The organism is Kosakonia sp. SMBL-WEM22 (assembly GCF_014490785.1).
In the GTDB taxonomy this organism is placed as follows: domain Bacteria; phylum Pseudomonadota; class Gammaproteobacteria; order Enterobacterales; family Enterobacteriaceae; genus Kosakonia.
This window is the reverse complement of record NZ_CP051488.1, coordinates 315535-331162: the sequence shown is the minus strand read 5'-3', so window position 1 is coordinate 331162 and position 15628 is coordinate 315535. Positions and strand designations below refer to the sequence as shown.

Below are 15628 nucleotides of genomic sequence, written 5' to 3'. Positions count from 1 at the left end.
GCGATATACGCCCATCTATCGACTTCGGAGAGTGATTATGGACTACAAGATTTACTCCGCTGTGGTGATGCTCGCCACGCTCAGCTTTTCGGCCACCGCGGCTGTCACAGCCGATGCCTCACTCGGCAAACTGATTAACGAGCGGTTATCATGGATGAAAGATGTCGCAGGCGCTAAAGCACAGCACCACCAGGCAATAGAAGATTTGGCCCAGGAGCAGAAAGTGTTAGAGCGTGCCGTCATTGACGCCGAGTCGCTGGGGCTGAACGGTGAGAGCGTGAAGCCCTTTATCCAGGCGCAAATGGATGCCGCGAAGGCTATTCAATATCGTTATCGCGCCGACTGGCTGGCAGCCCCCGAGGCAAACTGGCAGCCACGACCGCTGGATGAAGTGAGAAAACAGATAAGCGAATTGAGCGACCGTATTTTGCGCAAAGTGGCTGAGCGCCTGAAAGCCAGCGGCAAGTTGAGTGATGCCGACAAAGAGGAGTTTATGCGCACGGTGCAGCAGCACAACTTAACCGGGCGGGATAAAGCGCGGATGTGGCAGGCAATGGAATCAATTACGTTAAAGGCGTAAAACAGAAGCCCCCGCAGAAGCGGGGTCTTATCGTTAAAATTTCGCCATCAGTGAAAAACGCTAAATCAGAATGGGTGGCAGTTATATTTTCAGCTAAAATTATATTGTTACGGCAACAGCGGTGCGAAAAACACTAATTTATGCAAGCCAATGCTTTACCAAACTTCAAACCGTTTCTCTCAACATATCTCTCACCTCCATAAGAATCTTCCCTAGCATATTTTTACCCGAGCCATCACCGCCATCAGCCCAGTAGTTATCGTTTTTTGTGTGTTCAACTAACGTAAGATCATTGGTGGCTAACAAAATATCTCTTGCTTCATCATTTTGCTTAAATTTTTCCATGACAGCAAGGCGCATTATATTATCCCTGACACAATCCCAGTCATCTCTTAGCGGATTATCCCGATCTCTTCCTGATATAGCAGCATCCATTGGTGACGCGAGCTTTCTGATTTTTTCTCTAAGCGCTTCGTCATCAAATTTTTGAGCCTGAAAGAAGTGCTCTACCGTAGGCCAATATTTATCATCAATAAAGAAACCGCATTTATAGAAGTTTGAAAATACTCCATAGGGTTCATTTACTTTATAAAATAATATATTATTACTCATTTATATAATCCTTGGCTCGTGGGGGTTTTTATTTTCAATCGACTCTCCATCCAGAATCATATTGAAACACTCCATTAACCCAGCAGAAATAGATGCAAGAAAATCATTTTTGTAATAGAGATTTTCACAATCGACTCCGACGGCAACGAGATGAATCTCTGATAAAAGCTTTTTAGGCACTAAGTCGTCTTCTTTCAATAATATTGTAGCTTGCTCTGCGATTGACACAAGTTCATCAAAAGCCTGTTTATTTATCACCCCTCCCATTTTCAATGGATAAACGGAGTCAGTGATTTTTTCTTTAAACAGCTCCAGAAGATTGTCTTTTTCAATATTCATTTTATAAAACCTTTCATATTTGCCCTGACTTTAAATCTAACACTTCTTAGATTGATAACTCATTGACTCAGATTAGTTTTCATCTGCTTATAAAATTCAGTTATAGATTGCGAATCTGAATATAATTCATAACTCAAAGCAGATGAGTCCATCATGCTTTCAATTAAAACACCTGCAATTCTTGCTTTACCTAAATGGTCTATATAAAAATCAATTTCAAAGCTCCCATCTTCATTAATAAAGATGGCTTCGCTAATACTCCCATTAGAAATTTTTTCTAAATTTAAAAGCAATTCTTCCAGTCTCTCTTTAGAGACGTAGAATGAAGCTCTGGCTTCATACCAATCTGACCTGACTACTACATTGGATTTAAAAAAACCATCTTCCAGGATAAATGGACCCAGGAGTAAACACCCATTACCTTCACAATTGATAATCGCATATGACATTTTCAGCCAACCCTTAGCTCACAAATTTCGTTACATGGTTTATATCAATAGACCAATCAAAGCTTTTACTTCGTTGTTTTCACTTGATAATGTCAATTATATCTCTATGGTTAATAACATGCTCTTTCACAAGCATATTATATAACCGCTTTACAATCTTAATAGTCACGAACCAGACGGTCACGCAGCTTGTTGGTGCATCGCCGGCGCGTGGTACGCCCAGCAAGATAGTGATATTCCCTGTTCTGTCAATGCGATTATCCACAATGAGTAATGAGAACTAAGTACTAATCGTCTAATAAAACGATCAAAACCTATGAGTAAAAATCACTTCCTTTGTTTTTATCTCAATATAAAAGCTTACGCCTTTTACATCAATGCCATCAGAACCTATATCCATCCAGTTATCCTGGGTAATCAGATCTGAGGAAAAGCTAATCAAAACACATTGATTGCCTTCAATGACATAAATATGGCTATCTATAGAAACATAATATTCATTTATATTTTTTAATTTTTCACCCCAACCTTCGTCTCTGATCCTTTGTATTGCAGAGAATAAAAAAGGCATATACTCTTTATCAATATTTAATTTTTCACTAATCATTTGAGATACCTTATAACAGCGTGACGTCACCATGCCCAACAACATTTCCGACGATTATCAAAAAATCACCTCCTGGTGTACCCAACGTTTTAACAATCTCGAATAAGCTTTACTTTCTTAATTATGTAGAGCAATATGGTTTTAAGGAGATAATATTACTACCATCTTTCGATGATATATTCTCTTTTAATACGTCCGGCTTTTTTTTCGTCAAATCTACTTTTATTATTATTTGCGCCTTATTATATTTTTGATGGATGCTAATTGTAGATATAACATTTGAAAAATAATCCTCCCAAACCACATAGGGTGCAGGTAAATTTTGATCAAAAATGTAGTTGTAACGCTTGATGATGGTTTTTTACTATCTCATAGTTAGCTAAATTTTCCTGTACCCCTGTAAGAAAGTGAGGATCATGTGAAAAGAAAACAGGTTCCAAATATAATGATTTATCATCTTGCAGAGCTTACCTCAGGGTAGTTGCTCTTATATTATAAACAGACGCTCCGCCAACCAAAGATGGTGGTAAATTTAACGCCATATCTATTTACATTATTTTTTGTATAACTCATTAAAGCAAATCTCTACGTATTCTTCTGGATTATTTATTAAATAACTTTCTCCCGGAAAAAGAGATCCCCAAACGATTACATAAAACTGTTTCATAGTAAGATTATTAGGAGGGTAAAAAAGTGGAATGGCAGCCTCATAAAGACGCAAGAGTAATTCTTCATCATAAAAGTTAATTGCATATGCAAGACTATTTCTGCATCTCTCCTTTATAAACAAAGGGAAGCTATCATAACAAGGCTTTATTAACTCCCGCAGGACTAATGATAAGCTGTTCTCATTGGACAAATTTAATCCAACAAGGGAGGAATCCATATTTGGATTTTCAGAAAGAGATTGCCAAATCATTGATACATAGCTATTGTTTATTTTTTTCACTTTTACACCTCAAATTCAAAACCCTGTACATTTTTTGTTTTCGCATTACCGCCTGCACGAATTTTATTGCTGCTAAAGTACTCCTATCCATCCTTCATATCACGTTCAGCTACAGCATGAGGCATATCAAAGCCTGCGTTCTCATCCGCATCCTCAATGGATCACTTAGCGGCTTAAATGAGTGATCTTTAAGGCGGAGGTAGATCGTTAAGGTTTATTATTGATAATCAAGGGAGAGTCAAGCTAGTACAATTTCATTGCCTTCAACATAAAAATTTTTGATTCAAACGTGTTTCATTTAAATGGCAACTGCGTAGCATGATTTGCATTACTCTTGCCAACGGAGAGAATAAAATCTTACATTCCATCAATATCACCTTAGTCACGACTGTCCCCGTCCTTCGAGATCTCCCATAAATATTTTTCGCATTTTTTTTAATTTTTATCAGAGTTATCACTAAGTTTGAAGCAGTCTCGTCCCAACGGATCCACTCATACCAATCATGCAACCACATACGTATTCAATCCGTCGGCCAGACTAATCGGATCCATCTGTGTTTCCCCCACTGCGGGTCGTAGTAGCGGAAGGTTTTGTAGTGCAGGCCCGTTTCGCAGTCCAGGTACTGGTTCCGGAAGCGCAGGTTCTGCAGGAGGCGCGCTCTAGCCGCCAATTCTTCGCGCAGGCTACCGCCCCTGGCAATGGAGGTTCCTCGCCAGACGGTGTCGCCGTTATTGTCGGTCACGCCCTCCGCCACGTCGTTCAGTTCCGTATGATACCAGAAGATGTCCATATGCTGACCGTGGCTGTCGACACGTGCCAGCGGCTCATCGCTGTTTTCGGTGTAGATATAATGTACCGCTGCGTTTGTGTGACTGTCGCAGGTTTACCCACTATCTTTAGGCCGGGCCAGGCTGTGTACGCTCAGATTTGATATAGGTATCATGAAGAGCTGAAATTTTAATTGCAGAAAGGCTTATTCTTTAAAGCCGTCATTGCAATTAATAATGCCTGTAGGCTCGGCCCTAATAAAAAAAGCATGGTAATTATCATTAGCTTTGCTTTGCTATTTACAAGAATAAATATTTACTTCCTCCAGTTCATCAGTGCCCAACTTTATGAATAAAATCTCTAAAGCTCCTGATGGAAAAGGGTGTTCATGTACTAATATACTAATTTTTAAGTGGGTCTCGTCTATCACATTGGCGCTCCATAAAAACCAGAATCTGTTTTCAGGCTCAAACCAGTAAAGCCAATTCTCAAATGTCCAATCGTCACCATCATTTGAAAAAGAATCAATAAAGTGCTTTGGTAAAATTGGCAGCCAAAAATCCAGATTAGGCCATTTAGGGAAAGTATTCCGGTTGATTGTTAGTAATATATTTTCCGCCTCTTGCAATATGAAATCGCCGCAACCAGAGCGACAAGTTGTCATATACTCGACAATAAAACCATTCTTACTTTTAGCATATAAAGATGAGGAAATTCTTTTTTCCTCATCTTCTAAGCTCACTTTCAAAACGTCTAAGTAATTCATTATACCCTTCCAGAACCTTGTAGGTTGTTTTCCAATGATTTATAAATCCATTATGACTTTAATCCATATGGCTCAGGCATTTCATCAACTCGTCAGGAATGTTTATTTAACCTCGAAAGCTTTAGCTTTTTTATTACCCATACCATGAAACTCCGAGGCTCATCCTTTACTACCAATGTTTAAAAATATTTTTTCTCTGTCGGGAATGATTATATTTCCTAACTCACTGATAAAAAATACTCTGACTTGCTACAACATCAGTTTCGACACGATAAACAGGTGCTGTTTTATCACACATTAACCCCAGCGGCTCCCCCGTATCAGCGGACCACCTACTAGGTATCGGTGTTCAGCCCACTTGCCAGCCCTGACGGGTCCATCTGCGTAACGCCCGACCGCCGGGTCACAGTGACGAAAGTATTGTAGTGCAGATCCGTTTTGCGGTCAGGTACTCGCCCCGCAGGCGCAGGTTCTGCGGGTTGTTCCAGGTAACCGGCGTGCTTTCCCGCAGGCTGCGGCCCCAGCCGCTTGATGCGCCGCGCCAGACGGTCTCGCCGTTGCTGTCAGTGACGCTCTCCGACAGGTCGTTGATTTCGGTATGGTACCAGTAAATCTCTGCGGGTTGCCCGTGAAAGTCGACGCGATCCAGCGGTTCGTAACTGTTCTCCGTGTAGACATACTGCACCGCCGTGTCCGGGCTGCTGTCGCTGGTCTCGCCGACCATCTGCAGGCCGGGCCAGGCGTTGCGGGAACAGCTTTATCAGGCTAACCAGGAGATTAAAGACCGAACGTTAGTGTGCTAAACGAAGGTTAGATAATAAAAAAAGCCTGCAAGATTTAATTTCTTACCCGGCTTTTATTTAAAGTGCTAATTCTAAATCCACTGGATTGTTTATATTTATTCTTAGTCTAATGTTAGAGCTTGATTCCACTATTATAATGTCAGCCATATATTCAGATACATTAATAAATGGGTTAGATTCTTCGGAATAAAGAACCCAAACTAACTTTTTATTTCCATCGAGATATGCGATAAATCCTTCAGAACCATAGCTACCTTCTCCAATGCAACAATAGCAATTGTTCGCTAACTTAACCTCTCTAAACTTATCAATATCAGTAACTTCATCTTTATTTTCTTCATAAAAGGCAGAGAAATCAAAATCACCATTTTTCTCAATACAAGGAGTAGGGTAAGGTACTATTTTACAAAGGAAAGATTTGCCGTTAGAAAAGTAAATAGCATCTTTTATCGGTAATAAACCATCTTCCCATAACTGAATAATATTTTTCATTTGCCACCTCTTGTTGTTCTTTCCGATCGAGAGTTTAATCCTCTATCTGGCACTGTTCCATCGGCTTTTATATTTTTTCGCTCTCTAAATCTCTCACGCAATTTTTGTGACCATGTTTTTCCAGTAGATGAGTCAGGATGAGGAGAATTAGGGTCAATCCTAATGACTTTACCTTATCTAATCCGGCCTCCAGAGCTGCGTCTAATAGACTATTATCATAGGAGACTAGTTGCCCATCAATATCAATTACTCTTAATGGCGACATGTCCCAATCGCAGCCACCATTACGCATAACGTCGGCATAATCATGAGGTGATATTGTTCTTTGAGAAAAATTAATATTGTTGGGATTAACCCATTCCCCTGCTAATCCCAGCGGGTCGATCCAACTTATTGGATTGGGCACATATTAATATAGGTTTAATCCACCAAGCAGCCCTGCGGGTCCATCTGGGTGTAACACCCGCCTGCCGGGTGATAGTAGCGGAAGTATTGTAGTGCAGGCTCGTTTCGCGGTCCAGGTACTGGCCCTGAAAGCGCAGGTTCTGCGGGACATCCCGGCTGACCGGCGCGCTTTCCCGCAAACTGCGGCCCCAGGCGCTTGATACGCCGCGCCATACGGTGTCGCCGTTGCTGTCAGTGACGCTCTCCGGCAGGTCGTTGATTTCGGTATGGTACCAGTAAATCTCTGCGGGTTGCCCGTGAAAGTCGACGCGATCCAGCGGTTCGTAACTGTTCTCCGTGTAGATTTACTGCACCGCCGCATCCGGGTGACTGTCGCTGGTTTCTTCGACTATCTGCAGACCCGGCAGGCGTACTACGTGCGCTCTGTTCTACAAGTATGACATCGCTATAACTGTAAAAGATTCTCCTTTCCCCTAATTACTCGTTATTAAATCCCTCTAATAGAAACCATCCCTAAAGACCAATCCTGAGATAAAGTAATAATGATATTGTTATCGCTGATATTAATTACGGCATCCTGTTTATTAATATTTAACTGCCTTTTCTGAGTCCAACCCAACCAATGTTGACTTTTCCAGTTCGCTATTTCACCAAGCTTTACTACTTTCTTTCTATTGCTGTGAAAGTCAACATCAATGGCTATAAGGCTGTCATCTTCAGAAAGAAAGCTAACATTGCCATAAAGCCAGTAAAGTATCTTTGATTTCTTACTAAGTTTGGCTGCGGGTAACTCCGGCTCTCCCATAATCTCAAGAAGCTGGCTAATAGACGACCCAATGCGTAAACCGTTAATGGATAGCTGTTCGATGATACTTATAACATCTAATTGCAATGGTGAACCCCACTTACTATTTATCATATACACCCCCTGCATATTTTGCCGGTCCACATTTCGGGCAATATCTCGAAGTTCTCTGGAGCGACCATTAGCTAACTCACGTAGAGTACCAGATTCTTTTTTGGCGTGTTCAAGAACAAATTGCACACCTTCATTGGCTTTGTTCAATATATCGTTTCTGAATCTGACATCTTTTTCAAAATGCTCTTTTGCTAAAGCAATAGCTTTCGCTAATTTTGGGCTCCCCGCTTCATTTGGAAGCGCATTAGTAAAGGTTATACCACCTTTATAATCAGGCCTTGCAGATAATTCAAAACCTCCTGGAGCGTAGAAATGAAGCCCTTTTTGAACACTATCGCCATATCCCGGAGAATGTATTTGCCAGGTAGTATAATCCAAGCCTAAAGGATCGATGTAAATCAAAGCATTAGGTACATACATGTATGTGTTTAACCCGCCCGCCAGCCCAATCGGGTCCATCTGGGTGTAACACCCGTCCGCCGGGTCGTAGTAGCGGAAGGTTTTGCAGTGCAGCTCCGTTTCACGGTCCAGGTGCAGGCCCTGGAAGCGCAGGTTCTGCGGGGTGCCCCAGGTTACCGGTGTGCTCTCGCGCAGGCTGCGGCCCCAAGCGCTTGATGCGCCGCGCCAGACGGTGTCGCCGTTGCTGTTAGTCACGCTGTCCGGCAGGCCCTTCAGTTCCGTGTGGTACCAGACGATGTCCGCATGCTCACCGTGGCTGTCGACAATAGCTGTTTTCGGTACACTGCCGCGTCCGGGTGACTGTCGCTGGTTTCGCCCACCATCTGCAGTCCGGACAAGGCGTACTGCGTGCGTTACGGTTTACGGGCATGGCGTCGCCACACCTGTTTCTCCGTGCGGCGGCCCGGCCGCGTCGTAGCCCCACAGGGACTGACGGTACGTCTCAGTCGGGGTGAAAGGGGCACCGTCGGTATACATGCGGCGGATTTCGGTGTCAGTGCGCTATAAAGGTATTTCATAAGAGAAAGGGAGAGTTGCCGCCGCTAAAAGCTAAAAGCAGCGGCGGATGCTGCTTACCATGTTTATTACACTCTGCGGCCTGGTTCTATATTTATACAAAAATCATAAAAAGTCGGTGCTACCTCTATCACCTGATCTTCAAGATCCCTTCGGATATATTTAATTTCGCCAGTATTTGTATTAATCCAGTAGTCGTTATCACCTGCATCAACTGCAAAAGGGATATGCTCCTTAGCAAAATCCTTTATAAATTGTGAATAACGCACACGTCTTGACAAAACCTCATTAATTGAAAGTAAATACTCCGATTCAAAACATGACTCTCCCTCAATAAAATAGAACCCTTCTATTTCCAATAGACTATAATCATCAGGAGTTCTACTCAGTATTTTATCCCTATAAAAGAAAGCTCCGTTACTAAAATAGCCTCCATTATTAGAAAGATAAAAATCAACAAAAAAAATCCTTCCCATTAAACTCAGAAGGAATTAGGTGAATTACATCTGCTTTTGTAAGGCCTTGTAGTGAATCATCAAAAACAATACCTTTGCTGCAAAAAAAATTATCGTTTGACATATCATCTCCAATTTTAATACCACGGAAGTTTTAGGCTTCTACTGGCTGTCTCTTCGATTGCTTGAAGTGTAACATATTTAAATCCAGTGACTTTTTCAAACTTAAGCGCTCCCCCTACGTGAGGGTAATCATGACATTGAACATTTACAAGCTGCATTAACATCTTATTTTTTGAGGTTCATAACTGGCATGATGAGATATCCACTTTATCCATTTATTAGACTTCCTTTCATTTAAGCCTGCTGCTTTATACAGTTCGTTTTTATCAACAAAACGACTGCCTGTAGCTTTTATTTTGAAAGGCCCTTCTGGGTTATTCACAGATTCTACTGTCCCGGGATGAAAAAAGCCCCTACCTTTCGGTAAAAATATTATAGGTTCTCTTACTAATCCAGGCGGATTCCCCCACCCTGGCGGGTCAACCACATAGGTATAGATGTTCAGCTCGCCGGGCCGTAGTAGCGGAAGGTGTTGCAGTGCAGGCCCGTTTCGCGGTCCAGGTACTGACCCTGTAATCGCAGGTTCTGCGGGATGTCCCATGAGACTGGTGTACTCTCACGCAGGCTGCGGCCTCAGGCAGTGGAAGCCCCGCGCCAGACGGTGTCGCCGTGGCTGTCGACGCGCACCGGCGGCCCAGCGCGTCGTGGCGATATTCTGCTTTTGTGAACTTCACTGCATCCTTACATAATTTTTTGTTGTTAACCGGCTATATTAAAAAGTGAATAAAGCTGCTTATATTAAAAATTCTTTTAATTATAATTTTCAATATTCACCAACCAGCCCAAGCATCATATTTAAAACTTTCATCTATGGCTTTGAATTCAATACCTTTCAAATTATAAATTTCAAACCTTTCTTTAAAAAATTTAGAGCACACTGGCTTGGATAACTCTTGACAAAAGAAAAGGTTACTTTTTATTTCTTTTTTTACAATGAAACGCTCGATCTCGTCGTAGTAAGTTTTATCAAGGCCTCGCTCTTCCTTGGTATTTAAAAGACCCGAATCGACATCTCGAGAGACAGAATATCGAGAGTTGCTTTGATCAAGTGCTTCAATATAGTCCAGCAGAAAAAATAAGTAATATTCTCTCTCAGGCTTTTTGTTCTTAAGAAGAGATATATCAACTGGAATATGGATATTGTTAGCAAAACATTCTTCACAAACTTTAATGAAATCAGATGACACCAAATTATCGTTGATTAAATAATCACCATCGAGTTGGATCGTGCTTGCTCTCAAACGATATAAAGAAGAGAAGTCACAGGCATTTGGGGGGGACATAAAGATATCATAATCTGGCAATTCCGGATCCCATGTTTTATCCATAAAAAAAGGATTCCCGGCATTATCAGGCAAATACTCCATAACATAAAATTGTTCAGTTGTTTTATTCATAACAATCTCCCCGTATTTGGATCAATTTTTAATACGCTGGACTTAAGGCCTTTGCTTAGCCAATCCTGAATATTTATTATACCTAAAGCCAGTTGAGTATCACTCATTCTATTTGCCTGACTTGCTAATTGCGTTAACCTGCTCCTGACGGCAGCCGTATATTGATTATGATTAGGCCAGTGCCCCGGAAGGCCTATATTATCTGCCAGTTCTCTTGAGCCTGGTAAGAAAATCCCATTTGAAGCACCATCACCATTCCAACCAATTTTTCGAAGCTTTTCAAAAATGGGTTTAAAGCTTTTATCCTTTATCAACTCTTCCGGGATAAGATGATGGTTAGCCATACCATCACCGCTACGTACCCCCATGTTACGACCCAACATGCAGCTACTAAGGCCCAGCAGATCAACCACATCGGTATAGGTATTCAGCCCGCCCGCCAGACCAATCGGATCTATCTGCGTGTAACACCGCCCGGCGGATCGTAGTAACGGAAGGTGTTGTAGTGCAGGCCCGTTTCACGGTCCAGGTACTGGCCCTGGAAGCGCAGGTTCTGCGGGGCGTCCCAGGTTACCGGCGTGCTTTCACGCAGGCTGCGGCCCAGGCGCTTGATGCGCCGCGCCAGACGATGTCGCCGTTGCTGTCGGTCACGCTGTGCGGCAGGCCGTTCTGTTCCGTGTGGTACCAGAAAATGTCCGCATACTCGCCGTGGCTGTCGACGCGCGCCAGCGGCTCATCGCTGTTTTCGATGTAGATATACTGCACCGCCCCGTCCGGGTGAGTGTCGCTGGTTTCGCCCAGCATCTGCAGGCCAGACCAGGCGTACTGCGTCCGTTCCGGTTTGCGGGCATGACGGTGCCACACCTGTTTCCCTGTACGGCGTCCTGGCGCGTCGTAGCGGTATTCGGCTTTTGTGAACTCCGCATCACCGTCAATTTCCACCCGGCTGACGCGGTGCGCGTCGCCATAGCTGAAACGCTGCGTCACTCTGCGGTGCGTGTCGTGGCGCACGGCCACGCCCGAAATATTTATACTCCCGGCTCATCCCGTCGAGACGTTGCAGCAAATGGAGCGGTTGTTCGGCGGAGAGTGGAAGTGGTTCAGGAGGTCTCAGATGCCTTTTTCACCAGAAAGTCATTACAGGCACTGGCATAGTGGCATCCTTAATACGAAATGGATACTCCTGCAGCACACGTCAACCCGCTTATCACAATCCACTATCGCAGGGAGTTAATCATGGCTGAACACGCTTCTAACACACTGCCGGATCTGCTCACTGTGAGTTCTATTCTTACGTTGACTGTCATTCGCTCCGTTTACACGACGCATGGATGGCACGGGCCGGATTTATTGACGGGATGTCCGTCAAGAGCCGGGTTATGCGGGATTGTATTACCATCACGCCACAGCACATCCGCGAACCCTTTGGCTGTATTAAAAGGAGGAGCATTACGCGCACTAATAAGCAGAAGGTGAAAGCGTGGCTGAAAAAATCTCCAGGCGCGCTGAATGATACCAAGGGTATTCCAGTTATTAAGCGCGACAGGATCGAAGGCGGGATTTAACGGGGATTAAATAATAAAAAGCCGGGAAGAGTTAATTTATTTCCCGGATTTTTATTTATCTTTTCTTCAATGCACTTAAGCCATCACTCAATATTTTTGTGTTATTGACATCTCCTCCACGGTCTATATATCCAGACCATTTTGGATAGCACTCTTTAAATAAAAGATTTCCGATATCAGTTAGATCCGAGCTATACAAAACAAGATCTTCTTTCAAACTACCATCCTCTTTAAATGGTTCTAATGTAACCAATTCATTTTCCTTGAGAAAGGTCATTAATACTGTTGTTATATTAGTTATCTGCTCACGATAAGATAAATTTTTACTTCTTTTCAACAGGGTTGAGTAATTAAACCTCAATAAATTCATGGTATTGCCCCCCCTACTAATTAAGGCGAATTATTCTAGATATATCATCAGAAAGTTCTATCAAATCTTTTGTCACTGGGTGGCGAACAAAGCCACCGCCAGCAGCCCGAATAATCTCCTCTTTTGCAGACTGAGCAACTTTAAAGGCTGTTTTACTCGTTACTTCTATACCTTTCCAGCCATCCTTCGTCTTAACGACAAGATCAAGAATTCGCGGACCTTTTATTTTACCTAACTTGATAGCATCATCAACAAGACCAACAATTTTTCCCTGAGCATTACGTAAATGCCGCTGGCTGATAACATTTTCTGCGCCAAACATATTTTGCAATCATTTTAAGAGTTTTGCTTCACGGGCATCACCATCAACTTTGTTTGGTATACATGTAAGCCCTAACGGATCTATCCAACCCAGCGCATTAGGCACAGAGGTGTAGAGATTTATTCCACCTAATAGCCCTATCGGGTCTATCTGGGCGTAACACCCGCCCGGCGGGTCGTAGTAACGGAAGGTGTTGTAGTGCAGGCCCGTTTCGCGGTCCAGGTACTGGCCCCGGAAGCGCAGGTTCTGCGGGGCGTCCCAGGTTACCGGCGTGCTTTCACGCAGGCTGCGGCCCAGGCGCTTGATGCGCCGCGCCAGACTGTGTCGCCGTTGCTGTCGGTCACGCTCTCCGGCAGGCCGTTCAGTTCCGTGTGGTACCAGAAGATGTCCGCGTGCTCACCGTGGCTGTCGACGCGCGCCAGCGGCTCATAACTGTTTTCGGTGCGGATATACTGCACCGCCGCGTCCGGGTGACTGTCGCTGGTTTCACCCACCATCTGCAGGCCGGACCGGGCGTACTGCGTGCGTTCCGGTTTACGGGCATGACGGCGCCACACCTGTTTCTCGGTACGGCGGCCTGGCGCGTCGTAGCGGTATTCTGCTTTTGTGAACTCCACGTCGCCGTCGATTTCCACCCGGCTGATGCGGTGCTCGTCGTCATAGCTGAAACGCTGCGTCACTCTCCGGTGCGTGTCGTGTCGCGACCACGCCCAGTATATTTATACTCCCGGCTCATCCCGTCTAAACCCTGCAGCAAGTGGCGCGGTTACTCGGTGGGAAGAGGAAGTGATTCAGGCGTGCCAGATACCTTTTCCCCGGGAAGCAGTTACAGACGCTGGCTAAGTGCCATCCTTAATATGAAATGGATATACCTGCAACACGTCACCCCACTTATCACATCCCACTATCAGAGGGAGTTAATCATGGCTGAACACGATATTGGCAGAAGTCACCCTTTCCAAAGCACTGCGTCACTATAAAGTCGGCTACGTCAGCGCCCGCCACATAAACAGCAAAACCTACATGACCACGTACTACTCACGACACCCCAGCCTGAACCTCAAGGGCGACTGGCTGAAAGAGGCCGGATTTGATGCCGGGGTAAGTGTTACGGTGAAAATATCAGAAGGATGCCTGATCATTATTGCCGACAGCAACGAAGTGCAGGAACTGAGGAAGGAACTTTATCAGGTCAAACAGTCAGTTAAGGGGATGCGTGACGGGATATTTAGTGTGCTGAACAAAAGTTAAATAATAAAAAAGCCGGGAAGAGTTCATTTCTTACCCGGCTTTTTATCATTCAAGAACAATACAGATGAATTTGTTCCTCATCTATATAAATAACATATTCTGATTCATCAGGAGAAACAGGTGATATCAAAAAACATCTTACATCATTTATAGTGAAAGATTCATTTAAAAAAGAAATTAAATCGTTCTTTTTTGAAATAAACACGCGACCTTTAAATATCTTACGTTCCCCTTTACTGGCGATGAGGTTATGTGCAACATAATAATCATCAAAAGAAAGTTCACTATATAATTCATTCAGACTGCCAAATGAATGTTTAATTGTTCCTTTCTCAAGGATATTTAACATTTTCCAAAAAATAAACTCCTCTTCCTCATTTGAAGGAAGCTTTTGTTTTGTAAGCAAATCGAACGAATATTTATTTTTCATGATTAATTAGGGATGTCATAGAATATATGGCCATCCGTCCCATTATTGTACCATTTTATATGAGGTGAATCGCCAAAACCACCTTCCGGCCCCATATGTTGCTCGTATCCTTTAGGATCTTTTGGAACGCCATCAGGACGAGCACTTTGCGTATGTGCTTTATAACGATTCATATTACCCTGCGCTTCTTGTAAGAAAGCTTTTGCATCAGTGCTAGATTGGAGTTTTACCTGGAATTTCTCGCCCCTAGATAAAGCAGCTTGCATATCCTTAATAGCTTGATTCCACGCTTTAGAACCACGGACTAGTGGAGTCATTTCCGACGCTTTACCGGAAAGTTTGCCACTATAAGATGATTTACAGGACAGACCTAACGGGTCGATCCATGACAGCGGATTCGGACTGTAGGCATAGAGATTCAGTCCCCCCGCCAGCCCTATCGGATCCATCTGCGTGTAACACCCGCCCGCCGGGTCGTAGTAGCGGAAAGTAATGTAGTGCAGGCCCGTTTCACGGTCCGGGTACTGGCCCTGGAAGCGCTGGTTCTGCGGGGTGTCCCATAAGACCGGCGTGCTTTCACGCAGGCCGCGGCCCCAGGCGCCTGATGCGCCGCGCCAGACGGTGTCTCCGTTGCTGTCGGTCACGCTGTCCGGCAGGCCGTTCCGTTCCGTGTGGTACCAGAAGATCTTCGCATGCTGCCCGTGGCTGTCAACGCGCGCCAGCGGCTCATAACTGTTTTCGGTGCGGATATACTGCACCGCCGCGTCCGGGTGGCTGTCGCTGGTTTCGCCCACCATCTGCAGGCCGGGCCAGGCATACTGCGTGCGTTCCGGTTTACGGGCATGGCGTCGCCACACCTGTTTCTCCGTACGGCGGCCCAGGGCGTCGTAGCGGTACTCGGCCCGGGTGTATTTCGCGTCGCCGTCGATTTCCACCCGGCTGATGCGGTGCTCGTCGTCATAGCTGAAACGCTGCGTCACGCCTCGCTGCGATTCAAAAATAAAATATTATCGCTGTTAGGTTGATGCCACACTCCAGCTGAAGCACTAG

26 protein-coding genes and 1 pseudogene are annotated in these 15628 nt (G+C 44.3%); 4 read left to right on the top strand and 23 right to left on the bottom strand.

The window, feature by feature from the left end; all coding sequences use genetic code 11:
• Nucleotides 1–37 precede the first annotated feature (37 nt).
• Nucleotides 38–580, top strand: a complete 543-nt coding sequence (locus HF650_RS01710; protein WP_187800914.1) for a chorismate mutase — start codon at nucleotides 38–40, stop codon at nucleotides 578–580.
• Between the two features lie 165 nt (nucleotides 581–745).
• On the opposite strand, the gene HF650_RS01705 is transcribed toward HF650_RS01710, so the two are convergent.
• The 13 genes from HF650_RS01705 to HF650_RS01645 all read right to left on the bottom strand — a co-directional run bounded on the left by HF650_RS01705 (nucleotide 746) and on the right by HF650_RS01645 (nucleotide 9565).
• The gene (locus tag HF650_RS01705) at nucleotides 746–1192 is read right to left on the bottom strand and encodes an NADAR family protein (RefSeq protein ID WP_187800913.1); all 447 of its coding nucleotides are present in this window, start codon (nucleotides 1190–1192) and stop codon (nucleotides 746–748) included.
• Complete coding sequence (locus HF650_RS01700; protein WP_187800912.1) at nucleotides 1193–1531, bottom strand: hypothetical protein; 339 nt, start codon at nucleotides 1529–1531, stop codon at nucleotides 1193–1195.
• A 59-nt stretch (nucleotides 1532–1590) separates the two neighbouring features.
• The gene (locus tag HF650_RS01695) at nucleotides 1591–1980 is read right to left on the bottom strand and encodes a hypothetical protein (protein WP_187800911.1); all 390 of its coding nucleotides are present in this window, start codon (nucleotides 1978–1980) and stop codon (nucleotides 1591–1593) included.
• A gap of 307 nt (nucleotides 1981–2287) precedes the next feature.
• Nucleotides 2288–2587, bottom strand: coding sequence for a hypothetical protein (locus HF650_RS01690; RefSeq protein WP_187800910.1), 300 nt, complete (start codon nucleotides 2585–2587; stop codon nucleotides 2288–2290).
• Between the two features lie 553 nt (nucleotides 2588–3140).
• Nucleotides 3141–3536, bottom strand: coding sequence for a hypothetical protein (locus tag HF650_RS01685; protein ID WP_187802815.1), 396 nt, complete (start codon nucleotides 3534–3536; stop codon nucleotides 3141–3143).
• Nucleotides 3537–4057: 521 nt separating this feature from the next.
• Nucleotides 4058–4327, bottom strand: coding sequence for a hypothetical protein (locus tag HF650_RS01680; protein ID WP_187800909.1), 270 nt, complete (start codon nucleotides 4325–4327; stop codon nucleotides 4058–4060).
• Between the two features lie 273 nt (nucleotides 4328–4600).
• A complete protein-coding gene (locus HF650_RS01675; protein ID WP_187800908.1) occupies nucleotides 4601–5071 on the bottom strand; it encodes a hypothetical protein in 471 nt (156 codons plus the stop codon).
• A gap of 403 nt (nucleotides 5072–5474) precedes the next feature.
• Complete coding sequence (locus HF650_RS01670; protein ID WP_187800907.1) at nucleotides 5475–5795, bottom strand: RHS domain-containing protein; 321 nt, start codon at nucleotides 5793–5795, stop codon at nucleotides 5475–5477.
• 136 nt (nucleotides 5796–5931) lie between these two features.
• Entirely contained in the window at nucleotides 5932–6366 is a 435-nt protein-coding gene (locus HF650_RS01665; protein ID WP_187800906.1) for a hypothetical protein, read from the bottom strand.
• Between the two features lie 350 nt (nucleotides 6367–6716).
• Nucleotides 6717–7022: an RHS domain-containing protein gene (locus HF650_RS25545; protein ID WP_346014254.1), complete on the bottom strand. Its 306-nt coding sequence runs from the start codon at nucleotides 7020–7022 to the stop codon at nucleotides 6717–6719.
• Between the two features lie 236 nt (nucleotides 7023–7258).
• A complete protein-coding gene (locus HF650_RS01655; RefSeq protein WP_249118858.1) occupies nucleotides 7259–8344 on the bottom strand; it encodes an RHS repeat-associated core domain-containing protein in 1086 nt (361 codons plus the stop codon).
• 389 nt (nucleotides 8345–8733) lie between these two features.
• Nucleotides 8734–9141 carry an SMI1/KNR4 family protein gene (locus HF650_RS01650; RefSeq protein WP_187800905.1) on the bottom strand — a complete coding sequence of 136 codons (408 nt, stop codon included), beginning with the start codon at nucleotides 9139–9141 and terminating at the stop codon, nucleotides 8734–8736.
• A 259-nt stretch (nucleotides 9142–9400) separates the two neighbouring features.
• The gene (locus tag HF650_RS01645; RefSeq protein ID WP_187800904.1) at nucleotides 9401–9565 is read right to left on the bottom strand and encodes a hypothetical protein; all 165 of its coding nucleotides are present in this window, start codon (nucleotides 9563–9565) and stop codon (nucleotides 9401–9403) included.
• 210 nt (nucleotides 9566–9775) lie between these two features.
• On the opposite strand from HF650_RS01645, the gene HF650_RS25485 reads away from it, so the two are divergent.
• The gene (locus HF650_RS25485) at nucleotides 9776–9910 is read left to right on the top strand and encodes a hypothetical protein (RefSeq protein ID WP_256433017.1); all 135 of its coding nucleotides are present in this window, start codon (nucleotides 9776–9778) and stop codon (nucleotides 9908–9910) included.
• 103 nt (nucleotides 9911–10013) lie between these two features.
• On the opposite strand, the gene HF650_RS01640 is transcribed toward HF650_RS25485, so the two are convergent.
• The 4 genes from HF650_RS01640 to HF650_RS25160 all read right to left on the bottom strand — a co-directional run bounded on the left by HF650_RS01640 (nucleotide 10014) and on the right by HF650_RS25160 (nucleotide 11651).
• Nucleotides 10014–10640: a DUF1629 domain-containing protein gene (locus HF650_RS01640; protein WP_187800903.1), complete on the bottom strand. Its 627-nt coding sequence runs from the start codon at nucleotides 10638–10640 to the stop codon at nucleotides 10014–10016.
• Nucleotides 10637–10984 (bottom strand): AHH domain-containing protein, encoded by a 348-nt coding sequence (locus HF650_RS25170; RefSeq protein ID WP_223284259.1) that lies wholly within the window; start codon nucleotides 10982–10984, stop codon nucleotides 10637–10639. The genes HF650_RS01640 and HF650_RS25170 overlap by 4 nt, the downstream gene beginning before the upstream one ends.
• A 110-nt stretch (nucleotides 10985–11094) precedes the next feature.
• Nucleotides 11095–11169, bottom strand: a complete 75-nt coding sequence (locus HF650_RS25445; protein ID WP_249118865.1) for a hypothetical protein — start codon at nucleotides 11167–11169, stop codon at nucleotides 11095–11097.
• 41 nt (nucleotides 11170–11210) lie between these two features.
• Nucleotides 11211–11651, bottom strand: a complete 441-nt coding sequence (locus tag HF650_RS25160) for an RHS domain-containing protein (protein ID WP_223284258.1) — start codon at nucleotides 11649–11651, stop codon at nucleotides 11211–11213.
• 347 nt (nucleotides 11652–11998) lie between these two features.
• Here HF650_RS25160 and HF650_RS01630 point away from each other — a divergent pair, with 347 nt between their 5' ends.
• Nucleotides 11999–12205 carry a toxin-module SymE gene (locus HF650_RS01630; protein WP_223284257.1) on the top strand — a complete coding sequence of 69 codons (207 nt, stop codon included), beginning with the start codon at nucleotides 11999–12001 and terminating at the stop codon, nucleotides 12203–12205.
• 55 nt (nucleotides 12206–12260) lie between these two features.
• Here HF650_RS01630 and HF650_RS01625 read toward each other — a convergent pair whose 3' ends face one another.
• The 4 genes from HF650_RS01625 to HF650_RS25150 are packed head-to-tail and all read right to left on the bottom strand — an operon-like array spanning nucleotide 12261 to nucleotide 13577.
• Entirely contained in the window at nucleotides 12261–12575 is a 315-nt protein-coding gene (locus HF650_RS01625; protein ID WP_187800902.1) for a hypothetical protein, read from the bottom strand.
• A gap of 16 nt (nucleotides 12576–12591) precedes the next feature.
• Nucleotides 12592–12897 (bottom strand): hypothetical protein, encoded by a 306-nt coding sequence (locus tag HF650_RS01620; protein ID WP_187800901.1) that lies wholly within the window; start codon nucleotides 12895–12897, stop codon nucleotides 12592–12594.
• A gap of 9 nt (nucleotides 12898–12906) precedes the next feature.
• Complete coding sequence (locus HF650_RS25155) at nucleotides 12907–13101, bottom strand: RHS repeat-associated core domain-containing protein (RefSeq protein ID WP_249118864.1); 195 nt, start codon at nucleotides 13099–13101, stop codon at nucleotides 12907–12909.
• Between the two features lie 59 nt (nucleotides 13102–13160).
• Nucleotides 13161–13577, bottom strand: coding sequence for an RHS domain-containing protein (locus HF650_RS25150; RefSeq protein WP_223284256.1), 417 nt, complete (start codon nucleotides 13575–13577; stop codon nucleotides 13161–13163).
• Between the two features lie 243 nt (nucleotides 13578–13820).
• On the opposite strand from HF650_RS25150, the pseudogene HF650_RS01610 reads away from it, so the two are divergent.
• Nucleotides 13821–14148: pseudogene (locus HF650_RS01610) on the top strand (SymE family type I addiction module toxin).
• 49 nt (nucleotides 14149–14197) lie between these two features.
• On the opposite strand, the gene HF650_RS01605 reads toward HF650_RS01610, so the two are convergent.
• Nucleotides 14198–14578, bottom strand: coding sequence for a hypothetical protein (locus HF650_RS01605; protein ID WP_187800900.1), 381 nt, complete (start codon nucleotides 14576–14578; stop codon nucleotides 14198–14200).
• Nucleotides 14579–14580: 2 nt separating this feature from the next.
• Nucleotides 14581–15558, bottom strand: coding sequence for an RHS repeat-associated core domain-containing protein (locus HF650_RS01600; RefSeq protein ID WP_223284255.1), 978 nt, complete (start codon nucleotides 15556–15558; stop codon nucleotides 14581–14583).
• Nucleotides 15559–15628: the final 70 nt, after the last annotated feature.

Coding starts and splice junctions, on each gene's coding strand:
- HF650_RS01705 (WP_187800913.1), bottom strand. CDS start 1,192: ATGAGTAATAATATATTATTTTATAAAGTAAATGAACCCTATGGAGTA.
- HF650_RS01670 (WP_187800907.1), bottom strand. CDS start 5,795: ATGGTCGGCGAGACCAGCGACAGCAGCCCGGACACGGCGGTGCAGTAT.
- HF650_RS01625 (WP_187800902.1), bottom strand. CDS start 12,575: ATGAATTTATTGAGGTTTAATTACTCAACCCTGTTGAAAAGAAGTAAA.
- HF650_RS01695 (WP_187800911.1), bottom strand. CDS start 1,980: ATGTCATATGCGATTATCAATTGTGAAGGTAATGGGTGTTTACTCCTG.
- HF650_RS25170 (WP_223284259.1), bottom strand. CDS start 10,984: ATGGCTAACCATCATCTTATCCCGGAAGAGTTGATAAAGGATAAAAGC.
- HF650_RS01630 (WP_223284257.1), top strand. CDS start 11,999: ATGTCCGTCAAGAGCCGGGTTATGCGGGATTGTATTACCATCACGCCA.
- HF650_RS01650 (WP_187800905.1), bottom strand. CDS start 9,141: ATGGGAAGGATTTTTTTTGTTGATTTTTATCTTTCTAATAATGGAGGC.
- HF650_RS01675 (WP_187800908.1), bottom strand. CDS start 5,071: ATGAATTACTTAGACGTTTTGAAAGTGAGCTTAGAAGATGAGGAAAAA.
- HF650_RS01700 (WP_187800912.1), bottom strand. CDS start 1,531: ATGAATATTGAAAAAGACAATCTTCTGGAGCTGTTTAAAGAAAAAATC.
- HF650_RS01640 (WP_187800903.1), bottom strand. CDS start 10,640: ATGAATAAAACAACTGAACAATTTTATGTTATGGAGTATTTGCCTGAT.
- HF650_RS25485 (WP_256433017.1), top strand. CDS start 9,776: ATGTCCCATGAGACTGGTGTACTCTCACGCAGGCTGCGGCCTCAGGCA.
- HF650_RS01710 (WP_187800914.1), top strand. CDS start 38: ATGGACTACAAGATTTACTCCGCTGTGGTGATGCTCGCCACGCTCAGC.
- HF650_RS01680 (WP_187800909.1), bottom strand. CDS start 4,327: ATGGACATCTTCTGGTATCATACGGAACTGAACGACGTGGCGGAGGGC.
- HF650_RS01665 (WP_187800906.1), bottom strand. CDS start 6,366: ATGAAAAATATTATTCAGTTATGGGAAGATGGTTTATTACCGATAAAA.
- HF650_RS01690 (WP_187800910.1), bottom strand. CDS start 2,587: ATGATTAGTGAAAAATTAAATATTGATAAAGAGTATATGCCTTTTTTA.
- HF650_RS01620 (WP_187800901.1), bottom strand. CDS start 12,897: ATGTTTGGCGCAGAAAATGTTATCAGCCAGCGGCATTTACGTAATGCT.
- HF650_RS01605 (WP_187800900.1), bottom strand. CDS start 14,578: ATGAAAAATAAATATTCGTTCGATTTGCTTACAAAACAAAAGCTTCCT.